Genomic DNA, 19383 nt, shown 5'->3' with positions numbered 1-19383 from the left:
GGATCGTCAGGCCTCGGCCCGGCCCGCCCACCGCTCGCGCGCCAGGTAGGCCCGCGCGCCCCAGCCCATGAAGGGCTCGGGCGGCAGCGGCGCGGGGCGGCCCAGCGCCAGGGCATCGGCGATGAGCGGCTGGTCCTGGCCCAGCGCCTGGTCCACGGCCAGCATCGCCAGGGCCGTGTGCTTGACCAGCCCCGCGCCGTTGCAGCCGACCACGCCATGCACGCGGGGCGCGAACCCGCCCCAGCGCGGCGCGCCATTGCGCGTCATGGCGATGGCGCCCTGCCAGAAATGCGGCAGGGGCAGGCCCGCCAGCGCCGGAAAGCGGGCGTCGAAGACGGCGCGGTGCGCGCGCCGGGCCCGCTCGCACGCGCCGGCCGGGGCCTGCATACCCGGCGCGTAGGCGATGCCCTGGCGCACCAGCAGCCGGTGGTCGTCGGTGTAGCGCAGCGTCGCGCCGGTGATGGCGTTGACGGGGGTGGCGCCCCAGCCCTCCGGCGCGCCCAGCCGCGCGCGCTGGTCGGGCGTGAGCGGGTCGGACAAGGAAGCGAAGGTGGCCAGCGGAAACGTCTCGCGGGCGAGCAGGCCCAGTTGCCGCGCGAAGCCATTGGCGGCCACGAAGAGCTGCGGCGCCTCCACCCGCCCCTGCGGCGTGTGCGCCACGACGCGCGCTTCCCCGAGGGACACGGAGAGCACGCGGGTGTTCTCGAACAGCGCGACCTGCGGGGGCAGCGCGTCCGCCAGCCCCCGGCAGAGCGCGGCGGGATTGAGCAGCACGGTGCCCGGCGTGTAGAGGCCGGCCTGGAAAGCCGCCGAGCCCAGGCGCCGCGCCAGCGCCGGCGCGTCCAGCCATTCGCAGGGGGCGCCGATGCGCTCCAGCTCCTCGCGCTGCCGCGCGAGCACCCGCCCGGCTGCATCGCCCGCGGCGCAGTGGAATTTTCCGGCCCGGCGCCACTGGCAGTCGATGGCATGGCGCGCCACCAGGGCCTGCAGCGCGTCCATGCCCGCGCCCAGGATGCGCTGGTAGCGCGCGGCCTGCCGCAGCTCTTCCTGCGAGGTGCCGACGCTGTGCGGCAGGTCGATGGCGAAGCCCGAGTTGCGGCCGGAGGCGTTGTCGCCCACGGTGCCGGCATCGAGCAGCACGACGCGCGACGCCGGCCGCAGCTCGGCGATGCGCCGCGCGGCCGCCAGCCCCGCGACGCCCGCGCCCAGCACCAGCCAGTCGGCCCGGTGGTCGCCGCGCAGCATCGGTGCGGGCGTGCGCGGCGGCAGGATCGCGGACCAGCCGTTCGGCATGGCCCCGGCGGGCGGCCCCGGCACGCGCTGCGCGCTCATCGCGCCGCGCAGGCCTTGCAGAGCTGGAGCGCGAGGCGGTGCAGCGCCTGCCAGCCGTCCACGGGCCAGTCGGGCGCCTTCAGGCCCTTGACGATGCCGTCCACCGTGTGGGCCGACTGCAGCAGCCGCGCCGCGGCGGCGTCGGAGAAGCGGGGCACGATGCGCTCGAAGAGGCGCTCCTTCGGGCCCCAGATGCGGTTCTCGCGCAGCGCCATGGGCAGGGGCTTGCCGGCGTTCACGGCGTCCTTCACGCGCTTCAGGGCGCGGATGTCCTCGGCCAGCGTCCAGTGCACCAGCACCTCGGCCTCGCCCTCGGCCTGCAGGCCGTCGAGCATGCGCTGCATGCGCGCCACCTGGCCGGAGAGCACGGCCTCGGAGAGCTTGAACACGTCGTAGCGCGCCACGTTGAGCACGGCCGCCTCGACCTGGTCCCACGACAGCTCGCCCGGCGGGTGCAGCAGCGCGAGCTTCTGGATCTCCTGGTGCGCGGCGAGCAGGTTGCCCTCCACGCGGTCGGCGAAGAACTGCAGCGTGCGCTGGCCCTCCTCGCCCGCCGCCACGCGCTGGCCCTGGGCCGCGAGGCGCTGGGCGATCCACTGGGGCAGCGCGCCGCGCTCCACGGGGTCGATCTGCACGCTCACGCCCTCGCGGTCGAGCGCCATGAACCACGCGCCCGTCTTCGTGGCCTTGTCCAGGCGCGGCAGCAGCACCAGGGTGAGCGTGCCCTCGTTGCCCGCGGCGCCGGCGGCGATCTGCTGCAGCGCCGCGCCGCCGTCCTTGCCGGGCTTGCCCGAGGGAATGCGGATCTCCACGATCTGCTTGTCGGCGAAGAGCGAGAGCGAGCCGCCCGCGGCGAGCACGGCGCTCCAGTCGAAGTGCGCGCCGGCCACCGTGTGGCTGCTGCGCTCGGTGTAGCCCTGCGCGCGCGCGGCCGCGCGGATGGCGTCGGCCGCCTCCTGCTGCAGCAGCGGCTCGTCGCCGTGCAGCACATAGAGCGGGCGCACGCCCTTTTGCAGGTGCGTGGCCAGCTGGTTCAGCGCAATGGGCATGGCAGCGGGCGGATCATGGGCGAAAAGGGCTTCACGTCGCCGTATTTACTGCACATTATTAAATAAATAGCAATCACTGCACACGCGCCGCCGACAGGCGCCGCAGCAGCTGCTGCACGAGGTCGGTCTGCATGTTGCGGTAGAGCAGCGCCTCTTCGGCCTCCTTGGCGAGGGCGATGCTTTCGTTGTAGCTCACGTCGCGCTGCTGCAGCAGCTCGGTGGGCGGGATGAGTTCCACGCCCTGCTGGTTGCGCAGCTTGAAACGGATGCGCAGGCGCAGCTGCAGCTCGCGCACCTGGCCCGACGCGTTGTAGCCCACCACGACGCGCTCGCGCTGCTCCGACAGCAGCTCGAACACCGTCTCGGCCTTGGGCAGGTCGGCGGGCTCGCGCAGCACCGTGAGGTTGCCGCCCGCGCCGCGCAGCGTGCGCTCCAGCTCGCGCGCGAGCGGCGAGCTGCCGGCCTGGAGGTACATGGTGCGGAACTGGAACTCCGGCGCGCCGCGCAGGCGGAAGCCGCAGGCCGCCAGGGGCGCCGTGGCCAGCAGGGTGAGGAGCGTGCGTTTGCGCAGCAGCATGGGGCGGGTTCTCTCTCTCGCGAAGGGTTCGGTTCGGGAAGGGCGTGCGTCAGTCAGCCCGCTCAGACGACCACGTTCACCAGCCGGCCCGGCACGACCACCACCTTCTTGGGCGTGGCGCCGGCGGCATGCTTGTGGAAGTCCTCGCTCGCGAGGGCGATACGCTCGATCTCGGCCTTGTCGGCCGTGGCCGGCACGCGGATCGCGCCGCGCAGCTTGCCGTTGACCTGCAGCACCAGCTCGATCTCGTCCTGCACCAGCGCGCCGGCATCGACCTGCGGCCAGGGCGCGTCGAGCAGGTCGCCGAGCGTGCCGGCGTAGCCCAGCGCGCTCCAGAGGCCGTGGGCGATGTGCGGCGTGGCCGGGTAGAGCACGCGCAGCAGGATGCCGAAGCCCTCGATCAGCGCGACGAGGCCGCCGGGCGCATCCGCCGCCTTGAAGTCCTCCAGCGCGTTGAGCATCTTCATCGCGCCCGAGACCACGGTGTTGTACTGCATGCGCTGGTAGTCGTAGTCCACCTGCCGGAGCACGGTGTGGATCTCCAGCCGCAGGGCCTTGGCCTCCTTGCCGAAGGGCACGTCCTGCAGGCTGCGCGCGCCCTGGATGGCGGCCTCGGTGGCGCCCGCGTCGATGCCCGTGAGCTTCGCGCCGAAATTCCACACGCGGCGCAGGAAGCGGTAGCTGCCTTCGACGGCCGCGTCGTTCCACTCCAGCGTGGCCTCGGGCGGCGCGGTGAACATGGTGTAGAGGCGGGCCGTGTCGGCACCGTACTTGGCGATCAGATCCTGAGGGTCAACGCCGTTGCGCTCGCTCTTGCCCATCTTGCCCACACCGCCGTACTCCAGCTCCAGCCCCTTCGGATACGGACCTTCGGCTTCAGTGAGCTTGCCCCCCAGGATGCGCCCCTGCGGGTCCAGAACTTGGGTAACGGCTTCTGGGGGGAAGTAGTTCTTGCCACCCTTCTCATCACGCCAGAAATAGATGTGGTTGAGCACCATGCCCTGCGTGAGCAGCTTGGTGAAGGGCTCGTCCACCTTCACGAGGCCCAGGTCGCGCATGACCTTGGTCCAGAAGCGCGCGTAGAGCAGGTGCAGGATCGCGTGCTCGATGCCACCGATGTACTGGTCCATCGGCATCCAGTAGTCGGCGCCGCCGGCCACCATCGCCTCGCTGTTCTTCGGGTCGCAGTAGCGCATGAAGTACCACGACGAGTCCACGAACGTGTCCATGGTGTCGGTCTCGCGGCGCGCGGCCTTGCCGCACACGGGGCAGGTCACGCCGGCGTGGAAGCCCTCGTGCCTGTGCAGCGGGTTGCCCGAGCCGTCCGGGATGCAGTCCTGCGGCAGCACCACGGGCAGGTCCTTCTCGGGCACCGGCACCGCGCCGTGCTCGTCGCAGTGGATGATGGGGATGGGCGTGCCCCAGTAGCGCTGGCGCGAGACGCCCCAGTCGCGCAGGCGCCAGGTGGTCTTCTTCTCGCCCAGGACCTTTTCCTGCAGCGCGTGGGCCACGGCCGCCACGGCGTCCTGGTACGAGAGGCCGCTGAAATTGTCGGAATTGATGGTGACGCCGCTCTGCTTGTCGCCGTACCAGTCCTGCCAGCGGTGGTAGTCGAAGGTCTCGCCATCGACCAGCACCACCTGCTTGATCTCGATGCCGTACTTGAGCGCGAAGGCGAAGTCGCGCTCGTCGTGCGCGGGCACGCCCATCACGGCGCCGTCGCCGTAGCCCATGAGCACGTAGTTGCCCACCCACACGTCCACCGGCTCGCCCGTGAGCGGGTGCGTGACGGCGAGGCCCGTGCGCACGCCCTTCTTCTCCTGCGTGGCCAGCTCGGCCTCGGTGGTGCCGCCGGTCTTGCACTCCTCGATGAAGGCGGCCACCTCGGGGTTGGAGCGCGCAGCATGCGCGGCCAGCGGGTGCTCGGGCGCCACGGCGCAGAACGTGACGCCCAGGATGGTGTCGGCGCGCGTGGTGAACACGTACATGCGGCCGTCGCCGATGAGCAGGCCGTCGTCGCCCCGGATGTCGTGCGTGAAGGCGAAGCGCACACCCTCGCTCTTGCCGATCCAGTTCTCCTGCATCAGCCGCACCTTGTCGGGCCAGCCGGTGAGCGTGGCCTTGTCGTTGCCCACCTGCACGTGGTCGAGCAACTCCTGCGCGTAGTCGGTGATCTTGAGGTAGTAGCCCGGGATCTCGCGCTTCTCGACCAGCGCGCCGGTGCGCCAGCCGCGGCCGTCGATCACCTGCTCGTTGGCCAGCACGGTCTGGTCCACCGGGTCCCAGTTCACCACCTGGGTCTTGCGGTAGGCGATGCCCTTTTCGAGCATCTTGAGGAACAGCCACTGGTTCCAGCGGTAGTAATCAGGGTCGCAGGTGGCGACCTCGCGCGACCAGTCGATGGCCAGCCCCATCGCCTGCATCTGCTTCTTCATGTAGGCGATGTTGTCGTAGGTCCACTGCGCGGGCGGCACGCCGTTCTTGAGCGCCGCGTTCTCGGCCGGCAAGCCGAAGGCGTCCCAGCCCATGGGCATCAGCACGTTGTGGCCGTTCATGCGCAGGTAGCGCGTGAGCATGTCGTTGATCGTGTAGTTGCGCACGTGGCCCATGTGCAGCTTGCCGCTGGGGTACGGCAGCATCGAGCAGGCATAGAACTTCTTCTTGCCCGCGTCTTCGGTCACGCGGTAGGCATCGCGGGCGATCCAGTGGCTGTGCGCGGCGCGCTCGACCTCGGCAGGGGTGTATTTGTCTTGCATGGGAAAAATGGGACCGGGCCGCGCGCGCGGCCGACGACATTCCGGGGGAGGGAGGGTTCGGCGGGGATTTTAGGCGCGATGCGCGCAGCCCCTGGCGCCAAGTAGTTGCCGGCGCCGCGCGCCACGCTCAGATCGATTCGCTCTGCTTGAACACCAGCCGGCCGATGGAGATGCAGTCCGGCTCGGCCCAGGCCTTGCGCGGATAGCGGGCCTGGTCGGGGTTGTCGCACGACAGCCACCAGCGCCCGTCATCCCGGTGCACGCGCCGCAGCAGCATCTCGCCGAAGCCGTTGATCGCGAACACGTGGCCGTCGCGCAGCGTGGTGTCGGACGTGTCCACCACCACCACGTCGCCGGGGTGGATCGCGGGCTCCATGCCGGAGCCGCGCGCGCGTAGCGCCAGCAGCCGCTTGGGCACATAGCCGCGGCGCTCCAGCCAGTGGCGGTGGAAACTGATGGGGGCATCCTCGTCGGTCTCATCGGACCAGATCGCGTAATCCGCGACGCCTGGGCGCAAGTGGAGGGAGACCGGGAAGAGCTCGTACACGTCAGGCCCTGCGTCGAAGTCGTGGGCCGCGGTGGCGCTCCGGCCCCCCTGGCGAGCGGGCGGCTGGGAAAACCAGGCATGCATGCCGCGCAGGGATTCGATGTGCCGCACCGTCTTGTCCGATACGGCGCGGTTGCCCCCGAGCATCTGCCGCACGAAGGCCCCGCCGCGATAACCCAGCAAACGCCCGAACGCGGTCACGTTGCCTTCGGACAGGCGGCATACCGCATCGGCCAGTCGTGCCCGCCGCTGCTCCTGAATCCGACGCTCGTCCATTAGCCCAAGTTAGCATGCTGGATGGAACCATTTGCTATGATGATTTCATACCAATTGCTGTCAATAGTAGCCGATCCGGACTCACGGCGGCACACAACTCGTGGGGAGGCGACCGCAGCATGGAAGAGGTCCCAGCAACGAATGCGGCGGTCCATGGCGTCATGGCACCAGCTCCGGGCGGAGCCATGCCGGCGCCGTGCATGCACCACCCCTCCGGCCTGGCGCAGGAAGACTGCGCGCCGCTGCGCCAGCTCCAGCGCGTGGTACGGGCGAGCGACAGCGCGATCTTCATGATCGATGCGGCGGGCCGCGTGTCCTACGCCAACGCGGGCACCGAACGGATGCTGGGTGCCCCCCCGGGCACCCTGCCGGGCCGGCGCCTCCTGGACCTGCTCGCCCAGCCGCCGAGCGACGAGCGCCTGCAGGAGCTGCTGCGCGGCGGGGGCCCGCCGCTGCAGGCCGGCTACCGGTGCGACACGCTGCTGCAGCCGCGCGGGCGCCAGCCGCTCTGGGCCTGCGCCGTGCTCAACTCCGCCACCGACGCCACGCTCGCGGCGCCTTCGCCGCCGCCCGGGCACCTCATCGGCGTGCTGACCGACATCACCGCCACCAAGGTCCAGGAAGTGCTGCAGCGCAAGGTGCTCGACGCCATGGTGCATGACGTGCCCTTGCCGGGCGTGGCGGCGCTGCTGTGCCGCGAGATCGAGCGGATCGCGCCGGACGCCACCGCCGTCGTGCTCGAAGTGGACGACCGGCAGCGCCTGAGCTGCCTGGCCGCGCCCGGCCTGGACGAGATCACCACGCGCCCCGACGGCCAGCCGGCCGGCCCGCACGCCGCCGGCTGCGGCCCGGCGGCCTGGTTCTCGGAGGCCGTGGCCTGCTCCGACATCGCCACCGACCCGCGCTGGGACGGCTGGCGGGAGCCCTTGCTGGCCCGGGGGCTCGTGGCCTGCTGGTCCTACCCCATCCGGGGCCGCGACGGCTGCGTTCTCGGCGCCTTCGCGCTCTACTTCCGCGAACACCGCACGCCCGACGATCTTCACCGCCACCTCGTGGACGTGAGCCTGCACCTGTGCAGCCTGCTGCTGGAGCGCGAGCGCGCGCAGCGGCGCATCCACCAGCTCGCCTACCACGACGCCGTCACCGGCCTGCCCAACCGCGCCTGCCTCCTGGAACACACGGAGCGCATGATCCAGGAAGCGGACCGCGACGGCACACCGCTTGCCGTCGCCTTCATCGACCTGGACCGCTTCAAACAGGTCAACGACAGCCTGGGCCACCGCGCGGGCGACGCACTGCTGCGCGAGCTGGCCAACCGCTTCCGGGCGGCATCGCGCACGACCGACCTCGTCGCGCGCATCGGCGGCGACGAGTTCGCCGCCGTGCTGCCCCGCAGCGGCCACCACGAGGCCACCGCGACCGCCCGGCGGCTGCTGGCCGCGGCCGAGCGCCCCATGCGCCTGCAGGGCGCTCGGTGGCGGACGGGCGCCAGCATCGGAATCGCGCTCTACCCGCGGGACGGCCGTACGGCCGCCGCCCTGCTGCACCACGCGGACCTCGCCATGTATGCCGCCAAGCAGGCGGGCGGACAGCGCCTCAGCGTCTTCCACCCCAGCCCCGGGCTGCCGCGCGACCCCCCCGGCGCAGCCCCGGACGTGACCGAGCCGCGCGCACGCTGAGGCCAGCCGGCCATCCTGCGCCCCCTGCACCGGCAAACGCTATCGCCGCTGCAGGTCGGCATCCCGCGGCGCGGCCGCGCCGGGCTCGGCCACGAAGCCGATGCGGTGCAGGCCGGCGGCATGCGCCGCGCCCATGACCTCCACCACGCGGCCGTAAGGCACCGCCGTGTCGGCGCGCAGCTGCACTTCGGTATCGGGCCGCTCGGAGGCCACGCGGCGCAGGCGCCCGGCCAGCGTGCCGCCGTCCACGGGCTGATCGGCCAGGAACACCTGCCCCGAGGCATCGATCACCACGGTGATCGCCTCGCCGGACGAGCCCTGCGAGGTGCCCTCGGCGCGCGGCAGATCCAGCCGGATGGCGCTCGCGAGCAGCGGCGCGGTCAGGATGAAGATCACCACCAGCACCAGCATCACGTCCACCAGCGGCGTCATGTTGATGTCGCTCATCGGCTTGGGAGCGTTGGTGCGTTCGAGACGGCCGAAAGCCATGGAAGAAAGAGAAAAGAAACGGTGTGTACGGAAAGGACGGGCAGTCCCCGGCTCATTCGCCGGAGGGCGCGTCCAGCATGAGTTCGCGCAGGTCGCGTGCGAAGCCTTCGAGATCGGCCTCGATGCGCCCGATCCAGCGCCCGAACAGGTTGTAGGCCAGCACGGCGGGAATCGCCACCGCCAGCCCCGCGGCGGTCATCACCAGCGCCTCGCCCACCGGGCCGGCCACCCGGTCGATCGTGATCTGCCCGCCCCCGGCCATGGCCGTGAGCGCGTGGTAGATGCCCCAGACCGTGCCGAGCAGCCCCACGAACGGCGCCGTGGAGCCCACCGTGGCCAGCAGCACCTGACCGAACTGAAGCCGGCCCAGCACGCGATGCAGGGCATCCCGCAGCACCCGCGTGAGCTGCTGGGCACGATGGCCGCTGGCGGCCAGCGTGCCCGCCTGCGCGCCCTGCGCGACCGCATGCACGGCATCGACCAGGGGAAGCACCAGGACATCCCGGTCGAACGATGCCAGACGCTGCGCCGCCACCGCCACCGATGGCGCCAGCCAGAAAGCCGCTGTGCTGCGGCCCACATCCCCCACGGCGCGGCGCAGCAGGCGCGCCTTCCAGAGGATGACCACCCAGCTCGCCACGGACATGGCGAGCAGCAGCACCGCCGAGACGCGGGTGACCATGTCCCCCTGGTGCCACCAGTGCCAAGCGTTCATGGATGCGCCGTTATAGAAACAGGATGAAGCAAAAAGCCTGCGGAAACAGCCAGCCGTGGCGGCGGATCAGCCCTGCAGGCCGAGCACGTCGAACATGTCGAACAGCCCGGTGCGGTGCGCCGCCAGGAACCGCACGGCGCGCAGACTGCCCTGCGCATAGGTGGCCCGGCTCGACGACTTGTGCGCGATCTCGATGCGCTCGCCCGTGCCGGCGAACAGCACCGTGTGGTCGCCCACGATGTCGCCACCGCGCACCGTGGCGAAACCGATGGTGGACGGATCGCGCTCGCCCGTCACGCCCTCGCGGCCATAGACGGCGCATTCCTTCAGGTCGCGGCCCAGCGCCTGGGCGATCACCTCGCCCATCTTGAGGGCCGTGCCCGAGGGGGCATCCACCTTGTGGCGATGGTGCGCCTCGACGATCTCGATGTCGTAGCCGGTGGCGAGCGCCTTGGCGGCCATCTCCAGCAGCTTGAGCGTGACGTTCACGCCCACACTCATGTTGGGCGCCATGACGACCGCCGTGCGCTGCGCGAACGCGGCGATCTCGGCCTTCTGCGCATCGGTGAAGCCCGTGGTGCCGACGACGGCCTTCACCCCCAGCTCCGCGCACACGGCCAGATGGGCCAGCGTGCCCTCGGGGCGGGTGAAATCGATCAGCACATCGGCCCGTGCCAGCGCCTCGCGCAGGTCGGCAGTGATCGCGACGCCGCTGGCATGGCCCAGGAACGCGGTCGCGTCCGAGCCGATGGCCGGGCTCGCCGCCACGTCCAGCGCCCCCGCGAGCACCACGTCGCCGTCGCTGGCGCGGATGGCTTCGATGAGCATGCGCCCCATCCGGCCCGAAGCGCCGGCCACGGCCACACGGCAGGGCGCAGCGGCCCCGGAGGAGGAGGAAGGCTGGGGCAACGGGGCGGCGGACACGGTCATGGCGGTTATTGCAAGAAATCAGGAGAAGACGGCGGAATCCAGGGCATCGGAATCCCTCGGGCCCGGCATCCCGGGCCCGCCCCGGCGATCAGCGGGAGGAGGATTCCAGCGGCGGGTAGCTGGAGGGCACCGCAGGCACGGCCGCATCGGTCGGCTCGGGCTGGGACACGCTGGCAGCCTTGGGGTATTTCGCGAGCTGCTCGGGCGTGGCTTCCAGCGCGGGCACCTTGGGCGGCGACTTGCGCGACGTGCCGAGCGTGGCGACGAACTCGGCCTCGGAGGGCATCTCGTCGCCCACGGCGCGCTCGAAGGCATCGCCCTTGAAGAACACGGTGAGCTTGCGCGACTGCGCCTCGACGCCGGGCCGCTTCAGCGTGAAGACGTACTCCCAGCGGTCGGCATGGAAGAGGCTGGTCATGAGCGGCGTGCCCAGAAGCTCCTTGACCTGCTGGCGCGACATGCCCGGCTGCAGGGCCTCGACCTGTTCGCGCGAGACGAAGTTGCCCTGAACCACCTCGACCTTGTACGGTGTGACCATGCTCGCAACGCGGTTGCTGGCGCTGTTGAAACTGCCGCAGGCCGAGAGGCCCGCGCCGAGCAACAGGATCAGGCCCATGCGGGCGCTGCGACGGGCGTGGACGGACATGGAAATAGGCATAGACGATATGATCGAACCATTGTAGCGGCTGGTCTCCCAGGCCTTGGCGCGCGCCCCTGGCACACGAAAGACCCTGTCATGACGAACATCGACGAACTCAAGAGCACCGGGCTCAAGGCCACCCTCCCCCGCCTGAAGATCCTGGAAATCTTCCAGAAAGGCGCGCAGCGCCACATGACGGCCGAAGACGTGTTCCGCGTGCTGCTCGAAGAACGCTCGGACATCGGCCTGGCCACCGTCTACCGCGTGCTCACCCAGTTCGAACAGGCCGGCATCCTGATCCGCAGCAATTTCGAGAGCGGCAAGGCGGTGTACGAGCTGAACGAAGGCCAGCACCACGACCACTTCATCTGCATGGTCTGCGGCAAGGTCGAGGAATTCTTCGACCCCGAGATCGAGAAGCGCCAACAACTCGTGGCCAAGGCCAAGGGCTGGGTGGTGCAGGACCACTCCATGGCCCTGTACGGCCAGTGCGCCGCCTGCGCGAAGGCGGCTGCGGCGCGCTGACGCCAGCGCGCGCGGACAGCGCTCAGGAGCCGTCGCGCTGCTCCATCGCCCGGCGGTGGCGCTCGACGAACTCCTGGTAGGTGTCGATGCCGCGCAGGTTGAGGATGGTGTTGCGCACCGCCGCCTCCACCAGCACGGCGATGTTGCGCCCCGCCACCACCTGGATCACCACCTTGAGCACGGGCACGCCCAGCACATCCTGCGTCAGGGGTTCGTAGGGCAGGCGCTCGTAGTCGCGCTCCAGGGTTTCCTTGCGCACCAGGTGCACGATGAGGCGCAGCCGCATCCTGCGCCGCACGGCCGTCTCGCCGAAGATGGCGCGGATATCGAGCAGGCCGATGCCGCGCACCTCCAGCAGGTTCTGCAGCAGGTCAGGGCACTTGCCCTCGATGGTGGTCTGGTTGATGCGGAAGAAGTCCACCGCATCGTCGGCCACGAGGCCGTTGCCGCGCGAGATAAGCTCCAGCCCCAGCTCGCTCTTGCCCAGTCCCGACTCGCCGGTGATCAGCACGCCCAGCCCCAGGATGTCCATGAAGACGCCGTGCATGGTGGTGCGGTCAGCGAAATGCTTGGACAGGTAGGCGCGCAGCACGTCGATCACGAAGGCCGACGACTCGTGCGTGGAGAACATCGGGATCTGCGCGCGCTCGCACATCGACAGCAACGCGTCCGGCGCCATCTGGCTGTCGGCCAGCACGAGCACCGGGGGCTCCAGGGTCACGATGCGCGCGATGCGGCGCTTGCAGTCCTCGGGCGTGGCGTTGGTGAGATAGGCGATCTCCCGCTCGCCGAGGATCTGCACCCGGTAGGGGTGGATGTAATTCAGGTAGCCGACGAGGTCGGCGCCGGAACGCGCCGAGCGCACCGCCACCTCGTCGAAGCGGCGCTCGGAGGCACCGAGCCCGGCCACCCATTCCCACTTGAGGGCGGATCGGAATTCCTCGAAGAGGACATCGGCGCTGACGACGTTGGGTTTCACGCGGTAAGGGTCGTTGCGCACGGGAGCCGGGGAGTCAGGCGGCGGCCTGGGCCGATTGCCAGCCCGCGATGAGGCCGTGGAGTTCGGCGGCATCGGTGGAGCCCTTGATGCGCTCGCGCAGCGGGCCATCACTGAGCAGCTCGGCGATCTCGGAGAGGATCTCCAGGTGCTTCTGCGTGGCGGCCTCGGGCACGAGCAGAAAGATGAGCAGGCCCACGGGCTGCTCGTCCGGCGCGTCGAAGCCGATGGGGTGCGCCAGCTGGAAGACGGCCGCCATGGGCGCCTTCAGGCCCTTGATGCGTCCGTGGGGAATCGCAACGCCATGGCCCAGGCCCGTGGAACCCAGGCGCTCCCGGGCGAACAGGCTGTCGGTGATGAGCGCGCGAGAGAGGCCATGCTGGCTCTCGAACAACAGCCCTGCCTCCTCGAAAGCACGCTTTTTGCTAGTGGCATCGACGCTCACGAGCACTTGAGCGGCCGGCAATATGGAAGCTAGACGGTTCATGGTGAAGGGTTGCGATTATGCATCCCCTAGCATAAACCCTGAGCCCCTGAACAAGGGCACGAAAAAGCCGCCTTTCGAGGCGGCTTTGCGGGCAATGCCAGCAGGAAGACCCTGGAAATGCCCGGTCATGCAGAAAAAGACGACCTCATGCGGGGAGGGCGGCGCGCTTGAGGGCGCAGTGGTGGTCCTGCAGGCGATCCTTGTGGCGCACGACCTGCCGGTCGAGCTTGTCCACCAGATCGTCCACGGCCGCGTAGAGGTCGGAGTGCGAACTCTCGGCGAACAGGTCGCTGCCCTTGACATGCACATTGCATTCAGCGCGCTGGCGCTTCTCCTTCTCCTTCTGCTTTTCGACGGTGAGAAGCACCTTCACGTCAACCACCTGGTCGAAATGCCGGTTGATCCGGCCCAGCTTGCCCGTCACATAGTCGCGCAGCGCAGGGGTCACTTCGAGGTGGTGGCCGCTGATCGTCAGGTTCATAAACAAGTCTCCTTGGCACGTTGAAGTAAGTGCCGCCCGTCTGGGGAAATCGACGGCCGGCCCGGCGGATGGGGAGCGCATGCATGTGCTGTCGAATCCACTATGCGCCCCGCCGCGGGGAAATGCAATCCCGACCGCGGACGGTCCGGGGGTACTGCCGTTACAGGTGACCACGGCCCCGGATGGACGCAAAATGGGCGGGCTGTGCTGCCAGGGGCCGCGCCGGATGCGCGCCCTAGAATCCGGCAGTCGCCCGCCGAGCGCGGGCGCCGGATGATCCCCCGTTTGCAATCCTTCACACCATGACCCAGCCCAGCTCCCCCGCCGCCCTGCACACCTCGTCCCTGGCCTCGCTGCCGCTGCTCGCGCGGGGCAAGGTCCGCGACAACTACGCCGTGGGCGACGACCGCATCCTCATGGTGGCCAGCGACCGGATCTCGGCGTTCGACGTCATCATGGGCGAGCCCATTCCCGGCAAGGGCGAGTTGCTCACGCAGATGGCGCTGTTCTGGTTCGACAAGCTCGGCCACCTGTGCCCCAACCACCTGACGGGCGACGCCCCGGAGAGCGCGGTGGCCCCGGAGGAAATCCCCCAGGTGCGCGGCCGCTCCATGCTCGTGCAGCGCCTGCGCCCCATTCCCGTGGAGGCCGTGGTGCGCGGCTATCTGGCGGGCAGCGGCTGGAAGGAATACCAGGCCTCGCGCTCGGTCTGCGGCGTGCCGCTGCCCGAGGGCCTCACGAACGCGGCGCGCCTGCCCCGCCCCATCTACACCCCGGCCGCCAAGGCCGCCGTGGGCGAGCACGACGAGAACATCACCTTCGAGCGCACGGTGGAGATGGTCGGCATCGACATTGCCACCCGGATCCGCGACACCAGCATCGCGCTCTACGAAGCCGCCGCGGCCATCGCGCTGGAGAAGGGCATGATCATCGCCGACACCAAGTTCGAGTTCGGCCTCGCGCCCGACGGCACGCTGGTGCTCATGGACGAGGTGCTCACGCCCGACAGCTCGCGCTATTGGCCCGTGGAAGGCTACGAGGCCGCGCTGGCGGCGGGCGAGAACCCGCCCAGCTACGACAAGCAGTTCGTGCGCGACTGGCTGGAGCAGGTGCAGGTGAACGGCGCCCCCTGGAACAAGACCGCGCCGGCCCCGCGCCTGCCGCGCGACGTCGTCGAGAAGACCGCCGCCAAGTACCGCGAGGCGCTGGAGCGGCTGACCTCGGCCTGAGCGCGAACACGCGCCAAGGGCCCGGCCCGCCAGGGCGCGTTCACGTTCTCAGCGGCCGGAGGTGGTCAGCTCGGGCGCCTCGAAGCGCAGCGTGGTGCGCTCATCCTCCCCGGCCCCCGCCAAGAGGATGAGCTGGCGCCCTTCGATGCGAAAGCGCTGCGTGGCGCGCAGCGCCTCCAGATAGAGCCCCTCGGCCAGCCCCGTGTCGAGGCATAGCTGCAGGCCGGATTCGATGGCGCCGAACTGCAGCCGCACGCCGTCCACCCGATAGTCGCCCACGAAGCGGTTGCAGCCGCCGGAGCCCGCGGCGCGGCCCTCCTCGGGCTGCAGGACGAGGTGCGCATCCGGCCGGCCGGCGGGCGCGGGCGGCAGGGCGAGGCCGTCCACCTCGACGAGCTTCCAGTAGGTCTGCGCGAGCGGCACCATGCCCCGGGCGGTGGCGGCGTTGCGCGGCACGGGCTGCAGCAGCACATCGACATGGCGGAAGGCGGGATCGCGCTGCAGCGGATGCACGCCCTCGCTGGACAGCCAGGCGATGCCATTCACCGAGACGGTGGCGCGCACCACATACCGCCCGCCGGCGACCACCCGGGACGCCCGATAGGGAATGCGCAGCTCCACGGGCAGGCGCTCGAAGCCGTCGATGGCCTGCCGCCCGACCACGGTGGGCGGCGCATCGGCGTCGGACACGTCGAGCAGCACCGCCTCGAACGCGCCGCCCGACGGCAGGTAGAAGCGCTGCCGCGAGAAGGCCGTGCCGGTGACCACCGCGTCCAGCGGGGGAGGCAGCACCGAGCACCCCGCGGCGAGGAGCGCCGCCGCCAGCAGCAGCGCGCCCCCGGCCCGGCGCCGCGCCCACCCCGTGCCCGCGGCGGGCGCGCAGCGCATTGCCCGGGTCACATCAGCTCAGCACCACGCTGGAGAGGCGCCGCCGGTAGGTGGCCACCACCGGGTCCTCGGGCGGGATCTGGCCCTCGGCCACCTTGATCCTGGGCGGCTCGATGATTTCGAGCACGGCCACGAAGGTCTTGCGCGCGGCCTCGTCGTTCCAGGCCTTGTCGCGCATGAGGATTTCGAGCAGCTCGTCCATGGCGTCGGTCCAGCGCTGCTCGGCGATGAGCCGGCGGGCGCGGCCGAAGCGGGCATCGAAATCGCGCTTGTTGGCGGCGATGCGGGCATCGAAGCCGGTCGATGTCGCCGTATCTGCTACGCCGTTAGCTACGAAATCAATAGCATCCATCCAGACCTTGAGCGCGCCCAGCTTGCGCGAGGTGGCGGCCTTGGCGATGACCGGAGCGAAAGCCACCTTGGCGTCGTCCACGCGGCCGAGCTGCAGCAGGAGCTTCACGTAGTCGAAGCGGGCATCGTCGTTGGACGGGTCGGTGGCGACCGCATGCTGGAGCTTTTCGAGGGCCGTCTCGGTGTCGCCGTCCTCCAGCGCTTCCTGGGCCGCTTCTTCCTCGGCCTCGGCGAGCATCTCCTCGGCGCTGGGCACGTGCTTGTCGAGGAAGGCGCGGACCTGGCCCTCGGGCAGCGCGCCCATGAAGCCATCGACGGGCTGGCCGTTCATCAGCAGCACGCAGGTGGGAATGCTGCGGATGCCGAACATCGCGGCGATCTGCTGCTCCTGGTCGGAGTCGATCTTCACCAGCTTGAAGCGGCCCGCGTACTCGGTTTCCAGCTTTTCCAGGATGGGCCCGAGCGACTTGCACGGGCCGCACCAGGGCGCCCAGAAATCCACCAGCACGGGCACTTCCATGGAGGCGGCGATGACCTCGGCTTCAAAATTCTCTACGGTGACGTCGATCATTGGTTTCCAGGGGACGGGCGGCGCGCCCCGCGGTGCACGGCACGCCAAAAGTAAAATCGCGGGTTCCACTTCGGCGGGCGTGCACGGCGCGCGCGCCCCACTCCACATGAAACCCATCCAGATCGGCGTGGTCATGGGCTCCAGCAGCGACTGGGAGACCATGCAGCACGCAGTGCAGATTCTCCAGCAATTCGGTGTCACCCACGAAGCACGCGTGGTCTCGGCCCACCGGATGCCCGACGACATGTTCGCCTACGCCGAGGCCGCCGCCGGCCGTGGCCTGAAGGCGATCATCGCGGGCGCCGGGGGCGCGGCCCACCTGCCCGGCATGCTGGCCGCCAAGACCCCCGTGCCCGTGCTCGGCGTGCCCGTGGCCAGCCGGCACCTGCAGGGGGTCGATTCGCTGCACAGCATCGTGCAGATGCCCAAGGGCATCCCCGTGGCCACCTTCGCGATCGGCACGGCCGGCGCGGCCAATGCGGCGCTCTTCGCCGTGGCCCTGCTGGCCAACGAGGACCCCGCCCTGCGCGCGCGGCTGGAAGCCTTCCGCGCCGAGCAGACCGAGGCGGCCCGCGCGATGGCGCTCCCTCCGGCGGCCCCATGAGCGCGGCCGATCCCTCGCAGCGCCCGCTGATGCCGGGCGCCACCCTGGGCGTTCTCGGCGGCGGCCAGCTCGGCCGCATGTTCGCGCATGCCGCGCAGGCCATGGGCTATTTCACGGCCGTGCTCGACCCGGATGCCGACAGCCCCGCCGGCCGCATCAGCCACCACCACGTGCAGACGGCCTACGAGGACCCGGACGGCCTGGCCCGGCTGGCCGCGCTGTCGGACGCCGTCACCACCGAATTCGAGAACGTGCCCGCGCAGTCGCTGCGCATGCTGGGGGCCGAGCGCCCCGTGGCGCCGGCCGCCGATGCGGTGGCCATCGCCCAGGACCGCGCCCAGGAAAAGGCCCACTTCGTGCGCTGCGGCGTGCCCTGCGCACCCTATGCCGTGATCGAGACGGCGGGGCAGCTCGAAGCCGTCCCCGCCAGCCTGCTGCCGGGCATCCTCAAGACCGCGCGGCTCGGCTACGACGGCAAGGGCCAGGCCCGCGTGTCCACGGCGGCCGAACTCGCCGCCGCCTGGAGCGGCATGGGCGGCGTGGCCTGCGTGCTCGAAAAGCGCCTTCCCCTGGCCTTCGAATGCTCGGTGATCGTGGCGCGCGGCCGCGACGGCGCCTGCGTGCACCTGCCGCTGCAGCGCAACCTGCACCGCGACGGCATCCTCGCCGTGACCGAGGTGCATGAAGGAAATGTGCCCGATGTCGTTGTAAAACAAGCGATTTCTGCTGCGAAATCCATAGCAGAAGGGCTGGCCTACGTCGGCGTGCTGTGCGTGGAGTTCTTCGTGCTGGAGGACGGCTCGCTGGTGGTCAACGAGATCGCGCCGCGCCCCCACAACAGCGGCCACTACAGCCAGGACGCCTGCGACGTGTCGCAGTTCGAGCTGCAGGTGCGCGCCATGGCGGGCCTGCCGCTCGCGCAGCCCCGCCAGCACAGCGCCGCCGTGATGCTGAACCTGCTGGGCGACCTCTGGTTCGTCCAGGGTAGCGCGGCCCGCACGCCCGACTGGAATGCGGTGCTGGCCCTGCCCGGAGCCCATCTGCACCTCTACGGCAAGGCCGACGCCAAGCCCGGCCGCAAGATGGGGCACCTGAACATCACCGCGCCCACCCCCGCGCAGGCACGTTCCACGGCGCTGCAGGCCGCGGCGCTGCTGGGCATCGCGCCGTTCTGAGCATCGCCGCCATGATCCTCGACGGCCAGTCCCCCTCCTCCATCGCCGCGGCGGCCCGTGCGCTGCGCGCGGGCCAGTTGCTGGGCCTGCCCACCGAGACGGTCTACGGCCTCGCGGCGGACGCCGCCAGCGACGGCGCCGTGGCGCGGATCTTCGAGGCCAAGGGCCGGCCGAGCGACCACCCGCTGATCGTGCACGTGGCCGGGCCCGAGGGCATCGCGCATTTCGCGCAGTCCGTGCCCCCCTTCGCCGAGGCGCTGGTGCGCGCGTTCTGGCCCGGCCCGCTCACCCTGATCCTGCCGCGCCGCCCAGGCATCGCCACGGCGGCGGCGGGCGGTCAGGACAGCGTGGGCCTGCGCTGCCCGGCCCACCCCGTGGCCCAGGCCGTGCTGCGCGCCTGCGCGGCGGACGACCCGGCCCTGGGCGGCGCACCGGTGCATGGCGTGGCCGCGCCCAGCGCCAACCGCTTCGGCCGCGTGAGCCCCACCACCGCGCAGCACGTGCACGGCGAATTCGGCGACGACCTGCTGGTGCTGGACGGCGGCGCGTGCGACGTGGGCATCGAATCGACCATCATCGACTGCACGCGCGGCGTGCCCGTGCTGCTGCGCCCCGGCGCCATCACGCGCGCCCAGGTCGAGGCCGCCTGCGGCCTCGCGCCGCTCTCGAAGGAAGACCTCCCCTCGCACACCCCCCGGGCCTCGGGCACGCTGGAGGCGCACTACGCCCCCAGCGCCAAGGTGCGGCTGATGGATGCCAAGGCCCTGCAGACCGGCTTGGAACTGCTCGGCGCCGGCGCGGCGCACCTGGCCGTCTATTCCCGCGCCGCGCTGCGCACCCCCTCCTCCCGGGTCGTCCTGCGCCGCATGCCCCAGGACGCCGCCGCCGCCGCGCACGAACTCTTCGCCGCCCTGCGGGATTTCGATGACAGGGGTGTGAAGCTCATCTGGATAGAAACACCGCCCGGCACCCCCGACTGGGAGGGCGTGCGCGACCGTCTGCAGCGCGCCGCCGCCGCGTAGCCCGGGGCCGGCGCCAGCGCCTGACACGTCCGGTTGCAAAGGCTTTCAGCGCCACTCGTTACA

The 19383-nt window shown here is 70.6% G+C and carries 20 protein-coding genes; 6 read left to right on the top strand and 14 right to left on the bottom strand.

Annotated elements, in window-relative coordinates; genetic code table 11:
* Window positions 1-6: 6 nt before the first annotated feature.
* The 5 genes from AX018_RS16850 to AX018_RS16830 all read right to left on the bottom strand — a co-directional run bounded on the left by AX018_RS16850 (window position 7) and on the right by AX018_RS16830 (window position 6537).
* Window positions 7-1332, bottom strand: coding sequence for an NAD(P)/FAD-dependent oxidoreductase (locus tag AX018_RS16850; RefSeq protein WP_111879516.1), 1326 nt, complete (start codon window positions 1330-1332; stop codon window positions 7-9).
* The gene (holA, locus tag AX018_RS16845) at window positions 1329-2381 is read right to left on the bottom strand and encodes a DNA polymerase III subunit delta (RefSeq protein ID WP_111879513.1); all 1053 of its coding nucleotides are present in this window, start codon (window positions 2379-2381) and stop codon (window positions 1329-1331) included. The genes AX018_RS16850 and holA overlap by 4 nt, the downstream gene beginning before the upstream one ends.
* 73 nt (window positions 2382-2454) lie before the next feature.
* Window positions 2455-2958 (bottom strand): LPS-assembly lipoprotein LptE, encoded by a 504-nt coding sequence (locus AX018_RS16840; protein WP_211322459.1) that lies wholly within the window; start codon window positions 2956-2958, stop codon window positions 2455-2457.
* A gap of 62 nt (window positions 2959-3020) precedes the next feature.
* Window positions 3021-5714 (bottom strand): leucine--tRNA ligase, encoded by a 2694-nt coding sequence (gene leuS / locus AX018_RS16835; protein ID WP_111879511.1) that lies wholly within the window; start codon window positions 5712-5714, stop codon window positions 3021-3023.
* Between the two features lie 127 nt (window positions 5715-5841).
* Window positions 5842-6537: a S24 family peptidase gene (locus tag AX018_RS16830; protein WP_111879509.1), complete on the bottom strand. Its 696-nt coding sequence runs from the start codon at window positions 6535-6537 to the stop codon at window positions 5842-5844.
* Between the two features lie 200 nt (window positions 6538-6737).
* On the opposite strand from AX018_RS16830, the gene AX018_RS16825 reads away from it, so the two are divergent.
* Window positions 6738-8216 carry a sensor domain-containing protein gene (locus AX018_RS16825; protein ID WP_245951615.1) on the top strand — a complete coding sequence of 493 codons (1479 nt, stop codon included), beginning with the start codon at window positions 6738-6740 and terminating at the stop codon, window positions 8214-8216.
* 39 nt (window positions 8217-8255) lie between these two features.
* Here the strand turns inward: AX018_RS16825 and AX018_RS16820 are convergent, their stop codons facing one another.
* The 4 genes from AX018_RS16820 to AX018_RS16805 form a co-directional block, all read right to left on the bottom strand.
* Window positions 8256-8705, bottom strand: coding sequence for an ExbD/TolR family protein (locus AX018_RS16820; RefSeq protein WP_111879505.1), 450 nt, complete (start codon window positions 8703-8705; stop codon window positions 8256-8258).
* Window positions 8706-8757: 52 nt separating this feature from the next.
* Entirely contained in the window at window positions 8758-9420 is a 663-nt protein-coding gene (locus AX018_RS16815; RefSeq protein ID WP_111879502.1) for a MotA/TolQ/ExbB proton channel family protein, read from the bottom strand.
* Window positions 9421-9486: 66 nt separating this feature from the next.
* On the bottom strand, window positions 9487-10350 hold the full coding sequence (dapB, locus tag AX018_RS16810) for a 4-hydroxy-tetrahydrodipicolinate reductase (protein ID WP_111879500.1): 864 nt from the start codon (window positions 10348-10350) through the stop codon (window positions 9487-9489).
* 88 nt (window positions 10351-10438) lie between these two features.
* On the bottom strand, window positions 10439-10996 hold the full coding sequence (locus tag AX018_RS16805; RefSeq protein ID WP_111879497.1) for an outer membrane protein assembly factor BamE: 558 nt from the start codon (window positions 10994-10996) through the stop codon (window positions 10439-10441).
* A gap of 90 nt (window positions 10997-11086) precedes the next feature.
* Between AX018_RS16805 and fur the strand changes: the two genes are divergently transcribed.
* On the top strand, window positions 11087-11515 hold the full coding sequence (fur, locus tag AX018_RS16800; RefSeq protein ID WP_111879494.1) for a ferric iron uptake transcriptional regulator: 429 nt from the start codon (window positions 11087-11089) through the stop codon (window positions 11513-11515).
* Between the two features lie 22 nt (window positions 11516-11537).
* Here the strand turns inward: fur and hprK are convergent, their stop codons facing one another.
* From hprK to hpf, 3 genes are all read right to left on the bottom strand, one after another.
* Window positions 11538-12494, bottom strand: coding sequence for an HPr(Ser) kinase/phosphatase (hprK, locus tag AX018_RS16795; protein WP_111879528.1), 957 nt, complete (start codon window positions 12492-12494; stop codon window positions 11538-11540).
* 34 nt (window positions 12495-12528) lie between these two features.
* Window positions 12529-12999, bottom strand: a complete 471-nt coding sequence (locus tag AX018_RS16790; protein ID WP_111879492.1) for a PTS sugar transporter subunit IIA — start codon at window positions 12997-12999, stop codon at window positions 12529-12531.
* 145 nt (window positions 13000-13144) lie between these two features.
* Complete coding sequence (gene hpf, locus AX018_RS16785; RefSeq protein ID WP_111879489.1) at window positions 13145-13480, bottom strand: ribosome hibernation-promoting factor, HPF/YfiA family; 336 nt, start codon at window positions 13478-13480, stop codon at window positions 13145-13147.
* 302 nt (window positions 13481-13782) lie between these two features.
* On the opposite strand from hpf, the gene AX018_RS16780 reads away from it, so the two are divergent.
* Window positions 13783-14709: a phosphoribosylaminoimidazolesuccinocarboxamide synthase gene (locus tag AX018_RS16780; RefSeq protein ID WP_111879487.1), complete on the top strand. Its 927-nt coding sequence runs from the start codon at window positions 13783-13785 to the stop codon at window positions 14707-14709.
* A 48-nt stretch (window positions 14710-14757) separates the two neighbouring features.
* Here the strand turns inward: AX018_RS16780 and AX018_RS16775 are convergent, their stop codons facing one another.
* Both AX018_RS16775 and trxA read right to left on the bottom strand, forming a co-directional pair.
* Complete coding sequence (locus AX018_RS16775; protein WP_245951613.1) at window positions 14758-15609, bottom strand: META domain-containing protein; 852 nt, start codon at window positions 15607-15609, stop codon at window positions 14758-14760.
* Window position 15610: 1 nt separating this feature from the next.
* Window positions 15611-16519 (bottom strand): thioredoxin, encoded by a 909-nt coding sequence (gene trxA / locus AX018_RS16770; protein ID WP_111879482.1) that lies wholly within the window; start codon window positions 16517-16519, stop codon window positions 15611-15613.
* Between the two features lie 106 nt (window positions 16520-16625).
* Between trxA and purE the strand changes: the two genes are divergently transcribed.
* The 3 genes from purE to AX018_RS16755 are packed head-to-tail and all read left to right on the top strand — an operon-like array spanning window position 16626 to window position 19320.
* The gene (gene purE, locus AX018_RS16765; protein ID WP_111879480.1) at window positions 16626-17123 is read left to right on the top strand and encodes a 5-(carboxyamino)imidazole ribonucleotide mutase; all 498 of its coding nucleotides are present in this window, start codon (window positions 16626-16628) and stop codon (window positions 17121-17123) included.
* A complete protein-coding gene (locus AX018_RS16760; RefSeq protein WP_111879477.1) occupies window positions 17120-18298 on the top strand; it encodes a 5-(carboxyamino)imidazole ribonucleotide synthase in 1179 nt (392 codons plus the stop codon). The genes purE and AX018_RS16760 overlap by 4 nt, the downstream gene beginning before the upstream one ends.
* A gap of 11 nt (window positions 18299-18309) precedes the next feature.
* Complete coding sequence (locus AX018_RS16755; protein ID WP_111879474.1) at window positions 18310-19320, top strand: L-threonylcarbamoyladenylate synthase; 1011 nt, start codon at window positions 18310-18312, stop codon at window positions 19318-19320.
* Window positions 19321-19383 lie beyond the last annotated feature (63 nt).

This window comes from Paracidovorax anthurii (genome assembly GCF_003269065.1).
GTDB lineage: Bacteria > Pseudomonadota > Gammaproteobacteria > Burkholderiales > Burkholderiaceae_C > Paracidovorax > Paracidovorax anthurii.
Note: the sequence above shows the minus strand (reverse complement) of the source record. Positions and strands in the feature narration are given on the sequence as shown.

Excerpts from the sequence above, each read along its gene's own strand:
- hpf (WP_111879489.1), bottom strand. The coding sequence starts at position 13,480 with ATGAACCTGACGATCAGCGGCCACCACCTCGAAGTGACCCCTGCGCTG.
- AX018_RS16820 (WP_111879505.1), bottom strand. The coding sequence starts at position 8,705 with ATGGCTTTCGGCCGTCTCGAACGCACCAACGCTCCCAAGCCGATGAGC.
- AX018_RS16825 (WP_245951615.1), top strand. The coding sequence starts at position 6,738 with ATGCACCACCCCTCCGGCCTGGCGCAGGAAGACTGCGCGCCGCTGCGC.
- dapB (WP_111879500.1), bottom strand. The coding sequence starts at position 10,350 with ATGACCGTGTCCGCCGCCCCGTTGCCCCAGCCTTCCTCCTCCTCCGGG.
- holA (WP_111879513.1), bottom strand. The coding sequence starts at position 2,381 with ATGCCCATTGCGCTGAACCAGCTGGCCACGCACCTGCAAAAGGGCGTG.
- AX018_RS16805 (WP_111879497.1), bottom strand. The coding sequence starts at position 10,996 with ATGTCCGTCCACGCCCGTCGCAGCGCCCGCATGGGCCTGATCCTGTTG.
- AX018_RS16790 (WP_111879492.1), bottom strand. The coding sequence starts at position 12,999 with ATGAACCGTCTAGCTTCCATATTGCCGGCCGCTCAAGTGCTCGTGAGC.
- AX018_RS16780 (WP_111879487.1), top strand. The coding sequence starts at position 13,783 with ATGACCCAGCCCAGCTCCCCCGCCGCCCTGCACACCTCGTCCCTGGCC.
- purE (WP_111879480.1), top strand. The coding sequence starts at position 16,626 with ATGAAACCCATCCAGATCGGCGTGGTCATGGGCTCCAGCAGCGACTGG.
- AX018_RS16760 (WP_111879477.1), top strand. The coding sequence starts at position 17,120 with ATGAGCGCGGCCGATCCCTCGCAGCGCCCGCTGATGCCGGGCGCCACC.
- fur (WP_111879494.1), top strand. The coding sequence starts at position 11,087 with ATGACGAACATCGACGAACTCAAGAGCACCGGGCTCAAGGCCACCCTC.
- AX018_RS16755 (WP_111879474.1), top strand. The coding sequence starts at position 18,310 with ATGATCCTCGACGGCCAGTCCCCCTCCTCCATCGCCGCGGCGGCCCGT.
- AX018_RS16850 (WP_111879516.1), bottom strand. The coding sequence starts at position 1,332 with ATGAGCGCGCAGCGCGTGCCGGGGCCGCCCGCCGGGGCCATGCCGAAC.
- AX018_RS16830 (WP_111879509.1), bottom strand. The coding sequence starts at position 6,537 with ATGGACGAGCGTCGGATTCAGGAGCAGCGGCGGGCACGACTGGCCGAT.
- trxA (WP_111879482.1), bottom strand. The coding sequence starts at position 16,519 with ATGATCGACGTCACCGTAGAGAATTTTGAAGCCGAGGTCATCGCCGCC.
- AX018_RS16840 (WP_211322459.1), bottom strand. The coding sequence starts at position 2,958 with ATGCTGCTGCGCAAACGCACGCTCCTCACCCTGCTGGCCACGGCGCCC.
- AX018_RS16815 (WP_111879502.1), bottom strand. The coding sequence starts at position 9,420 with ATGAACGCTTGGCACTGGTGGCACCAGGGGGACATGGTCACCCGCGTC.
- leuS (WP_111879511.1), bottom strand. The coding sequence starts at position 5,714 with ATGCAAGACAAATACACCCCTGCCGAGGTCGAGCGCGCCGCGCACAGC.